This window comes from Pseudomonas sp. Pdm06 (genome assembly GCF_014851795.1).
In the GTDB taxonomy this organism is placed as follows: Bacteria; Pseudomonadota; Gammaproteobacteria; order Pseudomonadales; family Pseudomonadaceae; genus Aquipseudomonas; species Aquipseudomonas fluorescens_AA.
In genome coordinates, this window is sequence record NZ_JACVAH010000004.1 from 217,688 (window position 1) to 232,746 (window position 15,059).

A 15,059-nucleotide genomic window follows, 5' to 3' on the forward strand; every position below is an offset into this window, starting at 1 on the left:
GTGCGTATTAATTCTGCAGAGGTGCAAATCCAAATGAAAAACAAACAACGTTCGAAGGCTCGTTCAGCGCACTCGGTTTCATTGTTGCTGGGGTTAGGCTTGCTGGTGGGCAGCGCATTTGCCAGTGCCCAGTCCATCACCATAGGCGGGGCCAATTTTTCCGAGCAGACGATTCTCGCAAATATCTATGCGTCAGCTTTGAAAAAGGAAGGGATTGAGGTCAAGACCCGGCTCAATCTGGGGAACCGCCAGATCATCGCCAAGGCGCTGGAAAACGGGGATATCGACGTTGTACCCGAGTACATAGGATCACTGTTGAGTTTCTATGACGACAAGAGCGCCCTGACCAGCCAAAACGAGATCGTCAGCGCCTTGCAACAGAAGTTGCCGGCGGGCCTCCAGTTGCTTGAACCTTCGGCCGCGGGCTCTATTACCGCTTGGGCCGTCACCAAGAAAACCGCAGAAAAGTACAACCTGCAGACCTTGTCCGACCTGGCGCCCGTCTCCGGTGAACTCACGCTGGGTGGGCCTCCCGAAGTCACCACTGCCGCCTTGGGCCTGCCCGGGTTGAAGGCGGTCTACGGCATCAACTTCAAGAGCGTCAAATCGCTGGACATGGGCGGGCCCTTGTCGCGGCTGGCGCTGAACTCAGGCGCTATCGACGTCGCCACGGTGGTCTCCACGCAAGGCATCCTGGCAAAAGAACCTTGGGTTGTGCTCGAGGACGACAAGCACCAACAGCCCCTGCAAAACATTACGCCACTGGGGCGCAAGGCGTTGCTAACCCCAGAAGTCACCAAAGTGCTCAACGAGGTCTCTGCAAAACTGACCGATGACGACCTCAAGCAACTCAATCGCCTGGTTGATATCGATCACAAGGATCCCGCAAAAGTCGCGGCGCAGTGGGTCGCTGAAAATACCGTCAAGGCGGCCAACTGAACATGAATGCGATGTGGGTAAGGTCGCGGAGGCGTTATGTCCAATAAAAGTATGATTTTGAATTTGTTCTTTTTTAATCCCCAAGGGGATCACCGTTTTTCCTGGCGCCACCCGCTGTCGCCGACCAAGGAAATATTGACGCTGGGCTACTACGTGAAACTGGTGCAGGCAGCCGAAGCGGCGAAGTTCGATGCGGTTTTTGTCGCGGATCACGTCGCGGTCTGGGACTCCGTCGCCAGTGGCTTGAGGCACTATGCCAACGCCCGCCTTGAACCGATTACGCTCTTGTCCGCATTGGCGGCTGTCACCGAACACATCGGGCTGATGGGCACCGCTTCAACGTCCTATAACGAGCCCTTCAACATTGCGCGATATTTTGCTTCGCTGGACTACCTCAGCACAGGGCGAGCCAGCTGGAATATCGTGACCTCCTGGTTGGAAGAGGAGGCTTCGAATTTCGGATTGTCAGGCGTGACGAAACACGGCGATCGTTATCGGCGGGCCGAGGAGTTCATTCATGTCGTCAAGCAGCTTTGGGACTCCTGGGAGGAGGGGGCTCTTGAGTTTGACAAGGACAGCGGCGATTTTGCCGACCCGTCTAAAATTCACCCGATCCATCACAAAGGAGCACATTTCAACGTGCGTGGGCCGCTTAACGTGCCGCGTCCACCGCAAGGACATCCGGTCCTTGCCCAGGCGGGCTCTTCTGAAGCGGGCAAGGATCTGGCCGCCGCCCATGGGGACGTGCATTTCTGTTTCATCAATACGGTCGAAGAGGGACTGGCGTATAGGGCCGATTTGAATCGCCGGCTCGAGTTGAAGGGCCGGCATTCCAGTGATCTGAAAATCATTACCGGTGTGCTTCCGGTGGTTCTGGAGGATGAGACTGAGGAGGAGCGCCGTCGGCAACTGGAGGACAGCCTCATTATCGATGCCGTGGCGATTGATCTGGTCTCCAGCTACACCCGTCTTGATCTGACAGGCCTGTCGCCGGACAGCCCGCTACCCGCGTTGCCGGATGAGTCTGAGTTCGATGGCATTCGAACCGAACTGGCCCTGCTCAAGAAGTACGACACGACCTTGTCCATCCGTGAAATAGGGCGTCGGTTGGTCAAGAGTTCCAGTACCTGGCTGCTGATCGGAACGGCGGAGCATATTGCCGATAAGCTTTCAGCGCTATACGAGTCGAATGCCGTCGATGGCTACAACCTCATGTTTCCGTTTTTGCCCACTGACTTCGAAACATTCACCCGTGGCGTGGTGCCCTTGCTGCAAGCCAGAGGGGTTTTCCGCAAGGAATATGAACCCGGGACCCTGAGGGATCGCTTGGGTTTTAAGACGCCTGCCAACCGCTTCCTGCTGTGATCAGCGTCAATCACAATCCTCTGAATGGCTTTCATATGACCAGCGATCTATCCATGTACCTCGCTCCCGCCAGGGTTTTACAGGCCCAGGACGCCTGGCTCCAGCGCATCCTGGAGATTCTGGGTGAGCGCCGTGAGCAAAGACCGATCGTTGATCCCGTGTCCCATTGGCTTTCCCCTGATCTGTTGTTGTCCCAGACCTGCGGCTATCCATTCGTCACGTCACTGCGGGGAAAGGTGAGGCTGATAGGGCGTCCGAGCTATGAGCTTGCTCATAGCTCGGGGGGTGACCATTGCAGTTTGCTGCTGTGTAGAGCTGATTCGGCCGTCACCGATCTGGCGGGTTTGCAGGGCAGCCATGGTCTGATCAACGCCCGGGATTCCAACTCCGGAATGAATTTATTGCGCCACACGTTGGCTGGGATCAGCGACCGTGGCTTTTTCTCGAAACTGACCTTCACCGGATCCCACAGGGAGAGCATTCGAAGGTTGAAGAATCACGACGGTGATTTGGCTTCTATCGACAGCGTCACCTACGACTATCTGGCGAGAGATAACAGTGACGAGATCGAAGGACTCAGGATCCTGGTGCGAAGTGTGCGCAGTCCCTGCCTGCCTTACATAACGTCGATTCGTCGAACGGCGACGCAAGCAGACGCTATCAGGCACGCAATGAACGAAGCCTTGAGCCAGCTTCCCGAGATTTCCCGTGACCTGGCGATCAGGGAAGTGCTGCCGGCCAGTGAGGCTGACTATGCGTGTCTTCTGGAGTATGAGCGCAGTGCGGCCAATCGCGGCTTCTCGTTTGTATCATCCTGAGCGGCGAGCCGTCCCTGGCTCGCCACCTCAAGCAAGCTAGAACTTGAACCGCCCAACCAAGCCCTTGAGCTGCCCGGAAATATCCGTCAAACGCCCCGAGCCGGTCTGTGCCGAGTGAGCGAATTCCTCGACCAACTGGGCATCGGCATGAATCTGCGCGATGTGCCGGTTGATGTCTTCGGCCACCTGGTGCTGTTCCTCTGCCGCCGTGGCGATCTGGGTGTTCTGGTCGCGAATCGAGTCCACCGAATTGCGGATCTTGTCGAAGCTGTCACGGGCCTGCTGAATGCGCTCGACGCTGGTGTGCGACACCTGCAGGCTGCTTTGCATCTGCTGGGTGACTTCCTGGGTGCGCCGTGCGAGGTTGCCCAGCAGGCTGTCGATCTCGCCGGTGGAGTCGGCGGTGCGGCGTGCCAGGGCCCGCACCTCGTCGGCCACCACGGCGAACCCACGACCTTGATCGCCGGCCCGTGCGGCTTCGATCGCGGCGTTGAGGGCCAACAGGTTGGTCTGTTCGGCAATCGAGCGAATGGTGTCGAGGATGGTGTTGATGTTCTTGCTGTCCTGCTCCAACGCCTGCATGGTCTGGGTCGATTTTTGCAGGTCTTCGCTCAGTTTCAGCACGCTGCCGGTGGCTTCGCCGATGTGATGCTGTCCGTCGTGCACATCGCGGTAGCCTTCGTCCGCACTGGAGGCGGCCTGGCTGCAAGAACGGGCCACTTCGTTGGCGGTGGCAACCATTTCGTTGAACGCGGTGCTCACCAGTTCCACGGCCTGGCGCTGGCGCCCGGCGGCATCGTTCATGTTCTGGGCCACGTGGCTGGTATCGGCCGCGGCGGTTTGCAGGTCGGAAGAGGCGCTGCCGATGCGTTGCATCAGTTGCGCGATCATGCCCAGGAACTGGTTGAACCAGCCCGCCAGGGTGGCCGTTTCGTCCTTGCCTTGCACCGAGAGTTTGCGGGTGAGGTCGCCTTCACCTTCGGCGATTTCCTGCAGGCCATTGGCAACGCCGCGAATCGGCCGCACGATCACGCTGGCGAAACTGGCGCCCACCACGGCGAAGACCACGGCCAGCGCGGCGGCGATGGCGGCGATCAGCCAAGTCAGGCTCGAGGCCTCGGCCATCACTTCATCGCGCTTGATCAGGCCGATGAAGCGCCAGCCCAACCCTTTGGAACTGACCACGTTGGCCATGTAGGGCACGCCGTCGATCTCGATCTGAGTCACGCCATCGCTGCTTTTGGCCAGCTCGGCATAGTTGGGGCCCAGGTCGGCCAGCGGCTTGAAGTTGTGCTTGGCATCGGCGGCGTCCACCAGGACGTTGCCGTTGGCTTCCACCAGCATCAGGTAGCCGCTGTCGCCCAGCTTGATGTTCTTGACCAGTTCGGTGAGCTGCTTGAGCGACACGTCCAGGCCGACCACGCCCACGACGTTGCCGCTGGCGTCGGCGACGGTGTGTACGGTGCCGATCAGCGACACATCGTCCGGCGCCCAGTAATAGGCGTCCGTGCGCACGGTCGTACCCGGTGCGGCGATGGCAGCCTTGTACCAGGGACGCACGCGTGGGTCATAGTTGGTCATCTTCGGGTCGTCAGGCCAGCTGGCGTAGCCACCGTCGCTCAGCCCCACGGACAGATAGGCGGTGGTCGGATGGCTCTTGGCGAATCGGTCGAATATTTCCAGAAGCTGTTGGTTGATCTCGGGGAGCGGTGTTTGTGCGGCATCGGCCAGGGAGTAGTTTTTCAACCCCTTGGCGGCGATGATCCGTGGATCCTTGGCGATGTATTCGACGTTCTGGCTGATGCCATCGAAGAACTGCTTCATACCGTTGTCGATCTGGCGGATTTCACGGCCGCTGCTGTCCAGGAAGTTGGCCTTTGCGGCGTCGCGCAGGTTCATTACGACAAGCACCGCTACCAGGATAACCGGGAGGCAGGCGATGGCCGCGAACGCCCATGTCAGCTTCTGTTTGATATTCATGACTTCTCCCGCGGAATATTTTAAGTGTTGGAACGGCGGAAACAGCAGTGTTTGGCCTTGCGAGTCTCTGGAAGGGAAAAGCGCCTATGCCTACTGCCACTGTATCGACCAAAGTCGTAGGCACTTGAGGCTGGCCATTTTGGCGCGGGACGATCGGTAGAGGGCGTAGGCGCGATTGCAGGCGGCTTGACTAGTCTGGAAGATAGCGTGGTTTGCCCTGCGGCTCGGGCACCCACGTGCAGCAAATCCTCATCGTCTTTAATGTATTAACGAGGCCCTATGCCAAGCGCATTCGAGAGCGTACTCAAGAACAAGAACATGGCTTATCGACCGCTCGGAGCGGCGTCCGCCAGCGAGGCGCCGATCCGCGTCGCGTTTGTATTGATGGACAACTTCTCGATGATGTCCTTCACCGGTGCGGTGGACGCCCTGGTGACCGCCAACCTGATGAGCGACATGCCCCTCTACGAGGTGCTGACGGTGGGGGTTTCAGGTGGGCAGGTGACGAGCGACCTGGGCATTGTCATCTCGACGGACATCGAACTGGCGCAGATGCCGGAGAACCAGGACGTGCTGATTGTCGCCGGGGGCTTTCGCGTGAAGTTGCAAGGTCATCCCTTGCTGCGCCGCAAGCTGCGCGCCAATGCGGCGTCCGGGGCGATCCTGGGCGGGTTGTGGAACGGTGTCTTCTTCGTTGCCGATGCCAATCTGTTGGATGGTTTCGAATGCGCTGTCCACCCGGAAAGCCGCGCCATGATGGTGGAGGTGTTTCCCCATGTGAAGGTGTCCAGCCGGGCCTATGTGGTGGATCGGGAGCGGGTCAGTTGCGCGGGCGCCAACAGTTCGCTGCGCATGATGCTCCAATTGATTCGCCAGACGGGCGGAGCGGCGCTGGTGGGGGCCATCGAGGAAATTCTGCGTTGTGATGAGTCAGGCGACGATGCGACGGACTTGCCACCGGTTTTCGTCGAGACCGACCCGACGCTGCCGGAAAGCCTCAAGTTGGCGTTGGAGCTGATGTGGCAGAACGTAGAGGAGCCCTTGACCATCGATGAGCTGGCGGCGTGCGTGAAGATTTCCAAGCGCCAGTTGGAGCGACGGTTCTGCAGTTTTCTCGGCGCGACCCCGACGCGCTATTACCTGGAGCTGCGCCTGACGCGTGCTCGTCAACTCATCCAGCAAACCAATCGGTCCGTGACCGAAATCGCCGTGGCGACAGGCTTCGTCAGCTCCCCGCACTTCCAGCGTCGTTTCCGGGATTTCTTTGGTGTGCCGCCTGGCAGTTACCGTTCGAAATCGGAGCGCAAGCAAGCCTTGCGCTGAAGACGCTGCGGGATCGGGAAGTGAGTTTTTGGGGCGGGAGGGCTATGCTGCTCAGCGGGAGCAAGCTCCCGCATCACGGACACAAATCAACTGTTATCGTCGGTTTGTGTTTCGGTGGGCAGGTCTTCGGTTTGCGGAGCGGCTTGTGATGCGGTCAAAGTCGTCTCCTTGCACAGCACCTTGCCTACTTCGTCGGCTATCGAACCGTCGATGATTCGCCCTTGCATCTGGTCGAACTGGGCTTTTTCCAGCACTGCGAGGCTGTTGTACATCCCCATGTGCCGTACATTGCGGCTGGCGCAATCGAGTTCGAGTTTTGTGTAGTTGGTGAAGTAAGCCCCCGATCTCTGTACGGTGGCCTGGATGGCTGAGCCGCTGTCGATAAACGACACGATGGAGTACACGGCATCCGAATCATCGTAAAGGTATTTGATGTTCTGAACTTCCGCGACCGCACTACACGCAATCGAGATTAAAGCGAGGGATATGACGGTTTTCATGCTTTCTTCCGTGAATAAGCAAGTCAGGAATAACAATGGCAAAGTGAAATCATTTTGCCGAGGCTCATGCATTGGGTCAATTGACTTCGGGCAGTCGCGATGACCGTCGGTCAGAAACGAAAACCTTTCGGGAACTTTATAGATCCCTCTGGCTCGTGGCAACAGACAAAGCGCATTTCAGCTGGGCATTGGGACCTGTCCGAGACGCACCGCAGCTCCAATTAGATCAAAGCTTGAATTCGTCCAATCGCCTGACTTTTTTTAGAAGTTTTTCGTCTGAGCTGCGTCGGTAATCACGGTTTCAGGACTTTCGAGCTTTTTTCTGTCCCGAAAGGGAAATCGAACATCAATGCAAAAGAATCGCCCGACGCAGATAGGTCTGGCGGGTCACCCACGCGGACCTGCGCCATACCGCACGGGGGCGGGCTGCCATCCATTCAATGTGGAGGCGCCATTGTGAAACACCCATTGTGGGAGCGAGCTTGCTCGCGATGGCGGAGGGTCAGCTAAATGAGTATCGGCTGACCTGACGCCATCGCGAGCAAGCTCGCTCCCACAGGGTCTACAGGTTGCTTCATAGCCTCATGGCATCTGTGGCAGTTCCTGCGGCCGCAGATCGAACACGAGCACCTCGGCATCCTGGCCGTGACTCAAGGTCAGGACCTGCTCCTCGCGCACCCGCACACCATCACCTTCCTGTAACTGCACGCCGTTGAGCTCGACAGCGCCTCGGGCCACGTGCACGTAGGCATAGCGATCCGCGGCCAGGGTCAAGGTGGCGCTTTGCTCACCATCAAACAGCCCAGCGTAGACCCGTGCATCCTGGCGCACCTGGAGCGAGCCGTCGGCGCCGTCCGGGGAGATGATCAATTGCAGGCGACCGCGTTTCTGCTCGCTGCTGAAATGCTCCTGTTGATAGCGTGGCGTGGCGCCACTGACGTTGGGCACGATCCAGATCTGCAGGAAGTGCACCGGCTCGTCCGCACTGTGGTTGAACTCGCTGTGGGCCACGCCGCTGCCGGCGCTCATCAACTGCACGTCACCGGGGCGGATGACCGAGCCCGTGCCCAGGGTGTCCTTGTGTTCCAGCGCCCCTTCAAGCACGTAGGAAAAGATCTCCATATCCCGGTGGGGATGCTGGCCGAAACCCTTGGCTGCGGCGACCCGGTCGTCGTTGATGACCAACAGGTCGGAGAAGCCCTGTTCGTTGAGGTTGCGGTAGCTGGCGAACGAGAAGGTGTGGAACGAGGTCAGCCAGCCGTGGCGGGCAATGCCGCGGTCCGAAGCTTTGCGAAGGGTCAGCATGATGATTCTCCTGATGTCTATGGGCGGCGGCTGGGGCCGTTCGCCGGGTTCAGAAGAAGGTTAATGGTTATCTTTAAGTTCAATAAGCAGGTGGAAAACGAAAGACTGTCTACTTGTAGTGGACAATCGAGAATGCCTACCGGCGGATGCCTGGCTTCGCCATAATGCTGACGATAAACCCTGTGGGAGCGAGCTTGCTCGCGATAGCGTCGGATCAGTTGGAATTGATGTAACTGACACACCGCTATCGCGAGCAAGCTCGCTCCCACCGGGGGGCATTTATGGTTTCTGGATTTTTTTGGCGTCTTTTTAATGAAAACCGTTGCAATGGTGCTGTTCCCGGATTTTTTGCTGCTCGACATGGCCGGGCCTCTGGAAGTGTTTTCCATCGCCAATCGTTACCTCGAAGGGGACCTGCGTTATCAACTGCTGACCCTGGGTACCGAGCGCGGGCCGTTGCGAGCGTCCAACGGTGTGGCGGTGCAGGCCGATATCCATATCGACCAGGCATGGGCAGCCTATGACGTGTTGCTGGTGCCGGGTGGGCCGGGGGCCTATAACGACCGGCATCCGGGGCTGCACACCTGGCTGCGGGCCGCGGCGCAACGGGCTACGCGCTACGGCTCCATCTGCACCGGTGCCTTCGTGCTCGGTGAGGCGGGCTTGCTCGACGGTTATCGCGTCACGACCCACTGGCATTACACCGAACGCCTGATACAACGTTTCCCCAAGGCCCTGGTGGAAACCGACAAGATCTTCCTGCAGGACCGCCGCCTGATCACCTCGGGCGGTGTCACCGCCGGGATCGACCTGGCCCTGTCCATCGTGGCCCAGGACCACGGCCGCAAAGTCGCGTTGGACGTGGCCAAGGTGTTGCTGGTGGTGATGAAGCGCCAGGGCGGCCAGGCACAGTTCAGCCCCTCGGTGGCGGCGGTGTCGACGCAGGAATCGGCCATTACCCGGGTGCAGAATCATGTGATGGAGCACCTGGAAGAACCCTTCACCATTGAGCGCATGGCCGCCTTGGCTTCCATGAGCGCGCGGCATTTCGCCCGGGTCTTTGCCCGTGAAGTGAAGATGACGCCTATGGAGTTCCTGCAGGGCGCGCGCATCGATCGGGCGCGTCAGCTGCTGGAAACCACTGACCTGCCGCTCAAGACCGTGGCGTTTCGCAGCGGCTTCGGCAGTGTGCGGCACATGCGCTTTTTGTTCGGTGAAAAGCTCGGTCTGACCCCGGTGCAATATCGTCAGCAGTTCAGTTGAGGCGTCGGTGTCCGTCCAGGGCACCGTGATGTCCGTGACGCTCCCAGTGCCAGCATTGTCCTGAGGCCTGCGCCTGCCAAGATAACGGCGAACCCTTTGGAAAGGATGCGCAGGAGCCCGGGGCAGACGTGTTCGGTGATCCGCACGCTGACGCCCGCCCCGGTTATCCGGCGCTGGATCGCCCATGAACAGTTTCGTCAAACCCGATAGCGAGCCGGCGGTAGGCTTCGGTCCGTTCGCCTTCTACCGGCAGCAACGGCTGGTCACCCGTGACGGCCAGCCCCTCGCGCTGGGTGGCCGGGCCCTGGATGTTCTGCAGGTACTGGTGGAGCACGCCGGCCACTACGTCAGCAAGCAAACCCTCATCGCCCACGTCTGGCCTGACAGCGTCGTGGAAGCCATCAACCTGCGGGTGCACATCGCGGCGCTGCGGCGAGCCTTCGGCGATGGGCGGGATGGCGCTCGCTATATCCTCAACCATCCGCGACAAGGCTATTGCCTGGCGATGCCCCTGGTGGTGCAAGAAGGCGTTGAGTCGCCTTTGAGTCCCAGGGCCGAGCGGCACAACCTGCCCACGCGCTTGAGCCCGGTGATCGGCCGCGACAGAGTCCTGGGACGGCTGCTGGCGCAAGTGCCCCGTCAAGCCCTGACCACCGTGAGCGGCCCGGGTGGGGGCGGCAAGACCACCGTGGTGTTGCGGGTGGCGGAGCTGCTGCTTGAGCACTTTGACGACGGGGCCTGGTTCGTTGACCTGGCGGACGTCAGCGACTCTTCACAGGTGATGGCGCGGGTGGCCGGCACGCTGGGCCTGGCCCCCGGTTCTTTGGGCCGGCGCCTTGAGTCCTGTCGCATGTTGCTGGTGCTCGACGGTTGCGAGCACGTGCTCGATGCCTGTCGGGAATTGGCCCAGGCATTGGCTACGGCAGCGCCCGGGGTGTCGCTGTTGTGCAGCAGTCGCGAGCCCCTGGCCCTCCCGGGCGAAAAGATCGTGCCGCTGCCGGGCCTGGCCGTGGCATCGCCCCTGGAACCCGAGCACCAGATCGTGGCGTGCCCGGCGGTGCAGTTGTTGATCGAGCGGGTGGGCGCCCGGCAACAGGGTTTCCAGCCCGTTGGCCGCGACGGGGTGATCCTGGCCCAGATCTGCCAGCGCCTGGACGGCTTGCCGCTGGCGCTGGAACTGGCGGCGGCCCAGGTCGACGCCTTGGGGCTGGCGGGGGTCCTCGAACAATTGGATTACGGCTTGTCAGTCTTGAGCCACGGGCGACGTACGGCGGTGGCCCGGCATCGAAGCCTGGAGGCCGTGCTGGATTCGAGTGTCGAGCGTTTGAGTGCTGACGAACAAACCGTGTTCCAGCGCCTGGCGGTGTTCGAGGGGCCGTTTACGCTCAGGGCGGCGCTGGCAGTGATCAGTTGCGCTGAACTGAGTGTCGGGCAATTGCCCTCGGTGCTATTGCGGCTGGCGAGCGTGTCATTGCTGATGGTCGAGCCGCTGGCCGACGGAGTACGTTTTCGACTGCTGCACACCACTCGCGCCTATGCCCTGGACAAATTGCGGCGCAGTGGTCAGTGGCCCGTGTTTCATCGGCGTTATGTGCTGCAAGGCGCTTGGGGCGCGGGCCATTCAAGGCCCCAACCGGCGAGTCAGCCCCTGGAGCAGCGCGCCGGCTTCCAATAGGTCGGGGGTGTTGAACCCCTCGCTGAAGCGTTGGTAGACCGGCCCGAGCAGTTCCTGCGCGGCTTGGACTTGCCCGCGGCGCTGCCACAAGCGGGCCAGGGACGTGGCGCTGCGCAGTTCCCAGGCCAGGGCATGATGACGACGGGCGACGGCCAGGGCGGCCAGCAGTTGCGTTTCGGCGGGGCCTTCGAGGGACGGCTCGTTCCGCGCCAGCCAGGTTTCGGCGCCGGCTCGCAGGAGCTCCGCCGAACACCAGCCCGCGGCGCCACTGCGGGCCCGTTCCAGTTGCGCCGGACTGACAACGCCAGGGCGCAGGGTGACGGCGATGTCCTGGATCAGCCCGTTTGTCGGGCTCGTCTCCAGGGGCTGGTCATTGAATACGCTGTCGTAATGACAGGCCCAGTCATGGAACAGCATCACCGAATGTTTCTTGGCCTGCTGTTTCAACAGCTCGAGCCTTTCCCGGGCAGTCTGATGATCGCCGGTGTAGTGGGCGATCACGCAACCGGTCAGCGCCAAGGTGTAGCAGATCGAAATGCCGTGGTTGATCTGCAAGGCGATCTGCAGCGCCAGGTTGGCGGTACGCCGGGCTTTCTCGGCAAAACCTTGCAGCCAGAGGATGCGCGCCAGAATCGTCAGCGCGGCCACGCTCTGGTCGTATTGCACGCCGAAGCCGTGGCTGAAGCGGCTGAGGTGGCCGCTCTGGGCCAGGCGCTGGATCACCTGTTCGGCCTCACGTCGCGCCGCGCCCTGGTCGCCGGTGAAATGCAGCGCCAGCACCCGCAGGCGTTGAGTGCTCAAGGACAGGATCGGGTCGCCCTGCAAACCGAGCCGGTCGAAATCCAGGCTGTGGGCCAGGGCCTGTTGGTAGTTGCCGCAGCTGAGGTCCACGGTCATTTGCCCGGACACGGCCCGCAGTTCGCTGGCCAGGTCCTGGCATTGCCGGGCCAGTTGCCGGGCGGTGGCGAAGGCACGGACCGTGGCTGGCGTGCCACCCTCGGTGTGGTAGTTGAAACTGGCGTGGGCCAGCTCCAGGGCCAGGGTCAAACGTGGGCATGGTGTGGGGCTGGCCCGCAACAATTGCAGCGCCTTGTTGACGTAGAGGCCGTGCTCCTTGAGCAGCGACAGCTCCTGCCAGAGGGGCAGGGTGCGGGCGGTCAGGCGGATCGCCACGGCGTGTGAACCCTGCGGGCTCAAGCCGCGGTCGAGCGCCGCGCGGATGTCGTCGCGATAGTCGGCGTAACGGGCGATCCACAGTCGGGTGGGGGTGTTCTCCCAATCGTTTTCCGCTTGCCCCATGAGCGCCAGGCAGCGTTCGGCGTGGCGTTCCTGGCTGGCCGCCAGTTCCCCGGCTTCGGCCAGTTTTTCCAAGGCATAACGGCGGGTGGTGTCCAGCAGGCGATAGCGCACCTCTTCATCGCCGATCTCGACGTTGAGCAACGATTTGGCGACCAACTGGCTGACCGACACCAGCACCTGGTCGGGTGCGACATGCTGGCCGACGATCACCGCCGCGGCCGAGGCCAGGTTGAAACTGCCCATGAACACCGCCAGCCGTCGCAGGCAGGTCTGCTCGCAGGTCGTGAGCAGCGCGAAGCTCCAGTCCAGTGTGGCGCGCAGGGTTTGCTGGCGCGGGGCGGCGCCGGTGTCGTTGTGGAGCAGGGCGACGTTGTCTTGCAGTTGCCGGTGCAGTGCTTCGAGGCTGAAGCGGCCGATTTGTCCGGCGGCCAGCTCGATGGCCAGGGGAATCCCGTCCAGCCGCTGGCAGATGTCGACCACCAACGGCACCTCGCGGTCGGTCAGTTCGAAGTCGTCACGGCTGGCCATCGCACGCTCGGCAAACAGTTGCAGCGCCGGGTACTCCAGGGCGGGGTAACCCTCGATGGGCATTTCCCGGGGTGGGAATGCCAGGGCATCCAGGCGCTGCACGTATTCGCCTTCGGCGCGCAGGCCTTCGCGGCTGGTGGCCAGGATGTGCAGGTGAGGAGCGCCGCGCAGCAAGGTCTCGCTGAGCTGGGCGATGGCGTCGATCAGGTGCTCGCAGTTGTCGATCACCAGCAGCAGGTGCCGCTCTTTGAGCGGTCGGGCGACGGTGTCCAGCGGATCACCGTCCTGCAGCGGCAGGTCGAGCAATGCGCACAGGTTGGGGACGATCATGGCCGCATCGTTGAGCGATGCCAGGTCCAGCAGATGGGTGCCGTCACGGTAGTGGCCGATCAGCCGTTCAGCGACCCGCAGGGCGACGGTGGTCTTGCCGATGCCACCGGTGCCGACCAGGGTTATGAAACGCTTTCGGGGCAACTGGGTCACCAGGTTTTCCACCAGGGCCTGGCGTCCGATCAGGCGTGTGCGCTGCAGCGGCAGGTTGCGCGCCAGGGACGGATGAGGAATGCGCGCCAATGGGTCGAGGGATCCGAATGACACCGGCGCGACAAAGCTGTAGCCGCGCTGCGCCACGGTGACGATGTAGCGCTGCCCGGCCTGGCCGTCCCCGAGGGCCTTGCGCAGTGCCGCGACGTGTACGCGCAGGTTGGTGTCTTCCACCACGCTCCTGGGCCAGACCCGGGCGATCAGTTGCTGCTTGCTCACCACCTCGCCTGCGTGTTCGAGCAACACCAGCAGAATTTCCACGGCCCGCCGTCCCAGGCGCAACGGTTGCTCGCCCTCCAGCACCAGGCGCTGGCGCGGATGGACCCGGTAAGGGCCGAAATGCACCGTCTGTTCGACGGGCAGGCTGAGGTAATGGCTCATGGTGCTCTCGATGTCCTGGGCCCGATGCCTGGGCTTTACCCGAGCATATTCCTCAGGTTTGGCTTCAAGCGCAACGGCGCGGGTTCTGCTCCCAGCCTTCCAGCCGTCGGGCCCTGTGGCGAGGGAGCAAGCTCCCTCGCCACAAAAGCAGGTTTTTAACACCCTCGTCCCGAAAAAATTAACAACGTTTAACTCACGCCCATGCCCCCTCTGACCAGACCATAAAGCGATCCACCCACCTCAAGGAGTCATGTCATGAGCACCTTCATCACCCGCGACGGCACCGAGATCTACTACAAGGATTGGGGCAGTGGTCAACCGGTGGTCTTCAGCCACGGCTGGCCGTTGAACTCGGACAGTTGGGAGGCGCAGATGATGTTCCTGGCGTCCCACGGCTATCGGGTGATCGCCCATGACCGCCGTGGACACGGGCGTTCCAGCCAGCCCTGGGACGGCAACGACATGGACACCTACGCCGATGACCTGGCCGAGCTGATCGAACGCTTGGACTTGAAGGATGCGGTGCTGCTCGGCTTCTCCACCGGCGGTGGCGAAGTGGCGCGCTACATCGGTCGCCATGGCGCCGCCCGGGTTGCCAAGCTCGGCCTGATCTCGGCGGTGACGCCGCTGATGGTCAGGACTGCGGCCAATCCTGGCGGCTTGCCCATCGAAGTCTTCGACGGTTTCCGCCAGGCCTCCCTGGCCGACCGCTCTCAGCTATACAAAGATGTGGCCAGCGCGTTTTTCGGTGCCAATCGTCCGGGCGCCAAAGTCTCCCAAGGCATGATCGACTGGTTCTGGATGCAGGGCATGCTCGCCGGCCACAAGAACGCCTACGACTGCATCAAAGCGTTCTCGGAGACTGATCTTTCCGAAGACCTGCGCAACATCGACGTGCCGACCCTGGTGGTCCATGGCGATGACGACCAGGTGGTCCCCATCGAAACCGCCGGCATCGCCGCCGCCAAATTGCTGAAGAACTCGCAGTTGCTGGTGTACCCGGGCGCGCCCCATGGCCTGACCGATACCCACAAGGACCGGCTGAACGCGGACCTGCTGGCGTTCATCCGGGGCTGAAGGGGAGGTGCCGGGCTTGCCCTGATGCTATGAGGCAAGCACAGATTTCATGTGGGAGCGGGC

The 15,059-nt window shown here is 61.5% G+C and carries 11 protein-coding genes and 1 pseudogene; 7 read left to right on the plus strand and 5 right to left on the minus strand.

From position 1 onward, the window contains the following. Genes IB266_RS08710 through IB266_RS08720 form a run of 3 tightly spaced genes read left to right on the plus strand, consistent with a single transcriptional unit; the run spans position 1 to position 3,122 of the window. On the plus strand, positions 1-939 hold the full coding sequence (locus IB266_RS08710; RefSeq protein WP_318646589.1) for an ABC transporter substrate-binding protein: 939 nt from the start codon (positions 1-3) through the stop codon (positions 937-939). A gap of 36 nt (positions 940-975) precedes the next feature. Further along, entirely contained in the window at positions 976-2,304 is a 1,329-nt protein-coding gene (locus tag IB266_RS08715) for an LLM class flavin-dependent oxidoreductase (protein WP_192260928.1), read from the plus strand. A gap of 35 nt (positions 2,305-2,339) precedes the next feature. Beyond that, positions 2,340-3,122 (plus strand): phosphate/phosphite/phosphonate ABC transporter substrate-binding protein, encoded by a 783-nt coding sequence (locus IB266_RS08720; RefSeq protein WP_192260929.1) that lies wholly within the window; start codon positions 2,340-2,342, stop codon positions 3,120-3,122. Between the two features lie 36 nt (positions 3,123-3,158). On the opposite strand, the gene IB266_RS31115 is transcribed toward IB266_RS08720, so the two are convergent. Together IB266_RS31115 and IB266_RS31120 are read right to left on the minus strand one after the other, a co-directional pair. Further along, positions 3,159-4,013, minus strand: a complete 855-nt coding sequence (locus IB266_RS31115) for a methyl-accepting chemotaxis protein (RefSeq protein WP_412548300.1) — start codon at positions 4,011-4,013, stop codon at positions 3,159-3,161. 6 nt (positions 4,014-4,019) lie between these two features. Continuing rightward, positions 4,020-5,102 (minus strand): annotated as a pseudogene (locus IB266_RS31120) (cache domain-containing protein); the annotation flags it as partial. 279 nt (positions 5,103-5,381) lie between these two features. Between IB266_RS31120 and IB266_RS08730 the strand changes: the two are divergent. Further along, complete coding sequence (locus IB266_RS08730; protein WP_092167088.1) at positions 5,382-6,425, plus strand: GlxA family transcriptional regulator; 1,044 nt, start codon at positions 5,382-5,384, stop codon at positions 6,423-6,425. Between the two features lie 86 nt (positions 6,426-6,511). Here the strand turns inward: IB266_RS08730 and IB266_RS08735 are convergent, their stop codons facing one another. Together IB266_RS08735 and IB266_RS08740 are read right to left on the minus strand one after the other, a co-directional pair. Further along, on the minus strand, positions 6,512-6,925 hold the full coding sequence (locus IB266_RS08735) for a hypothetical protein (RefSeq protein ID WP_060741527.1): 414 nt from the start codon (positions 6,923-6,925) through the stop codon (positions 6,512-6,514). Positions 6,926-7,507: 582 nt separating this feature from the next. Then, positions 7,508-8,230, minus strand: a complete 723-nt coding sequence (locus IB266_RS08740; protein WP_092167091.1) for a pirin family protein — start codon at positions 8,228-8,230, stop codon at positions 7,508-7,510. A 312-nt stretch (positions 8,231-8,542) separates the two neighbouring features. Between IB266_RS08740 and IB266_RS08745 the strand changes: the two genes are divergently transcribed. Next, a complete protein-coding gene (locus IB266_RS08745; RefSeq protein ID WP_192260931.1) occupies positions 8,543-9,493 on the plus strand; it encodes a GlxA family transcriptional regulator in 951 nt (316 codons plus the stop codon). A 184-nt stretch (positions 9,494-9,677) separates the two neighbouring features. After that, positions 9,678-11,168 carry an ATP-binding protein gene (locus IB266_RS08750; protein WP_192260932.1) on the plus strand — a complete coding sequence of 497 codons (1,491 nt, stop codon included), beginning with the start codon at positions 9,678-9,680 and terminating at the stop codon, positions 11,166-11,168. Here the strand turns inward: IB266_RS08750 and IB266_RS08755 are convergent. Next, positions 11,115-13,919, minus strand: a complete 2,805-nt coding sequence (locus tag IB266_RS08755; RefSeq protein ID WP_192260933.1) for an ATP-binding protein — start codon at positions 13,917-13,919, stop codon at positions 11,115-11,117. The genes IB266_RS08750 and IB266_RS08755 overlap by 54 nt on opposite strands. 255 nt (positions 13,920-14,174) lie before the next feature. Between IB266_RS08755 and IB266_RS08760 the strand changes: the two genes are divergently transcribed. Beyond that, the gene (locus IB266_RS08760) at positions 14,175-14,996 is read left to right on the plus strand and encodes an alpha/beta fold hydrolase (protein WP_192260934.1); all 822 of its coding nucleotides are present in this window, start codon (positions 14,175-14,177) and stop codon (positions 14,994-14,996) included. The last annotated feature ends 63 nt before the right edge of the window (positions 14,997-15,059 follow it).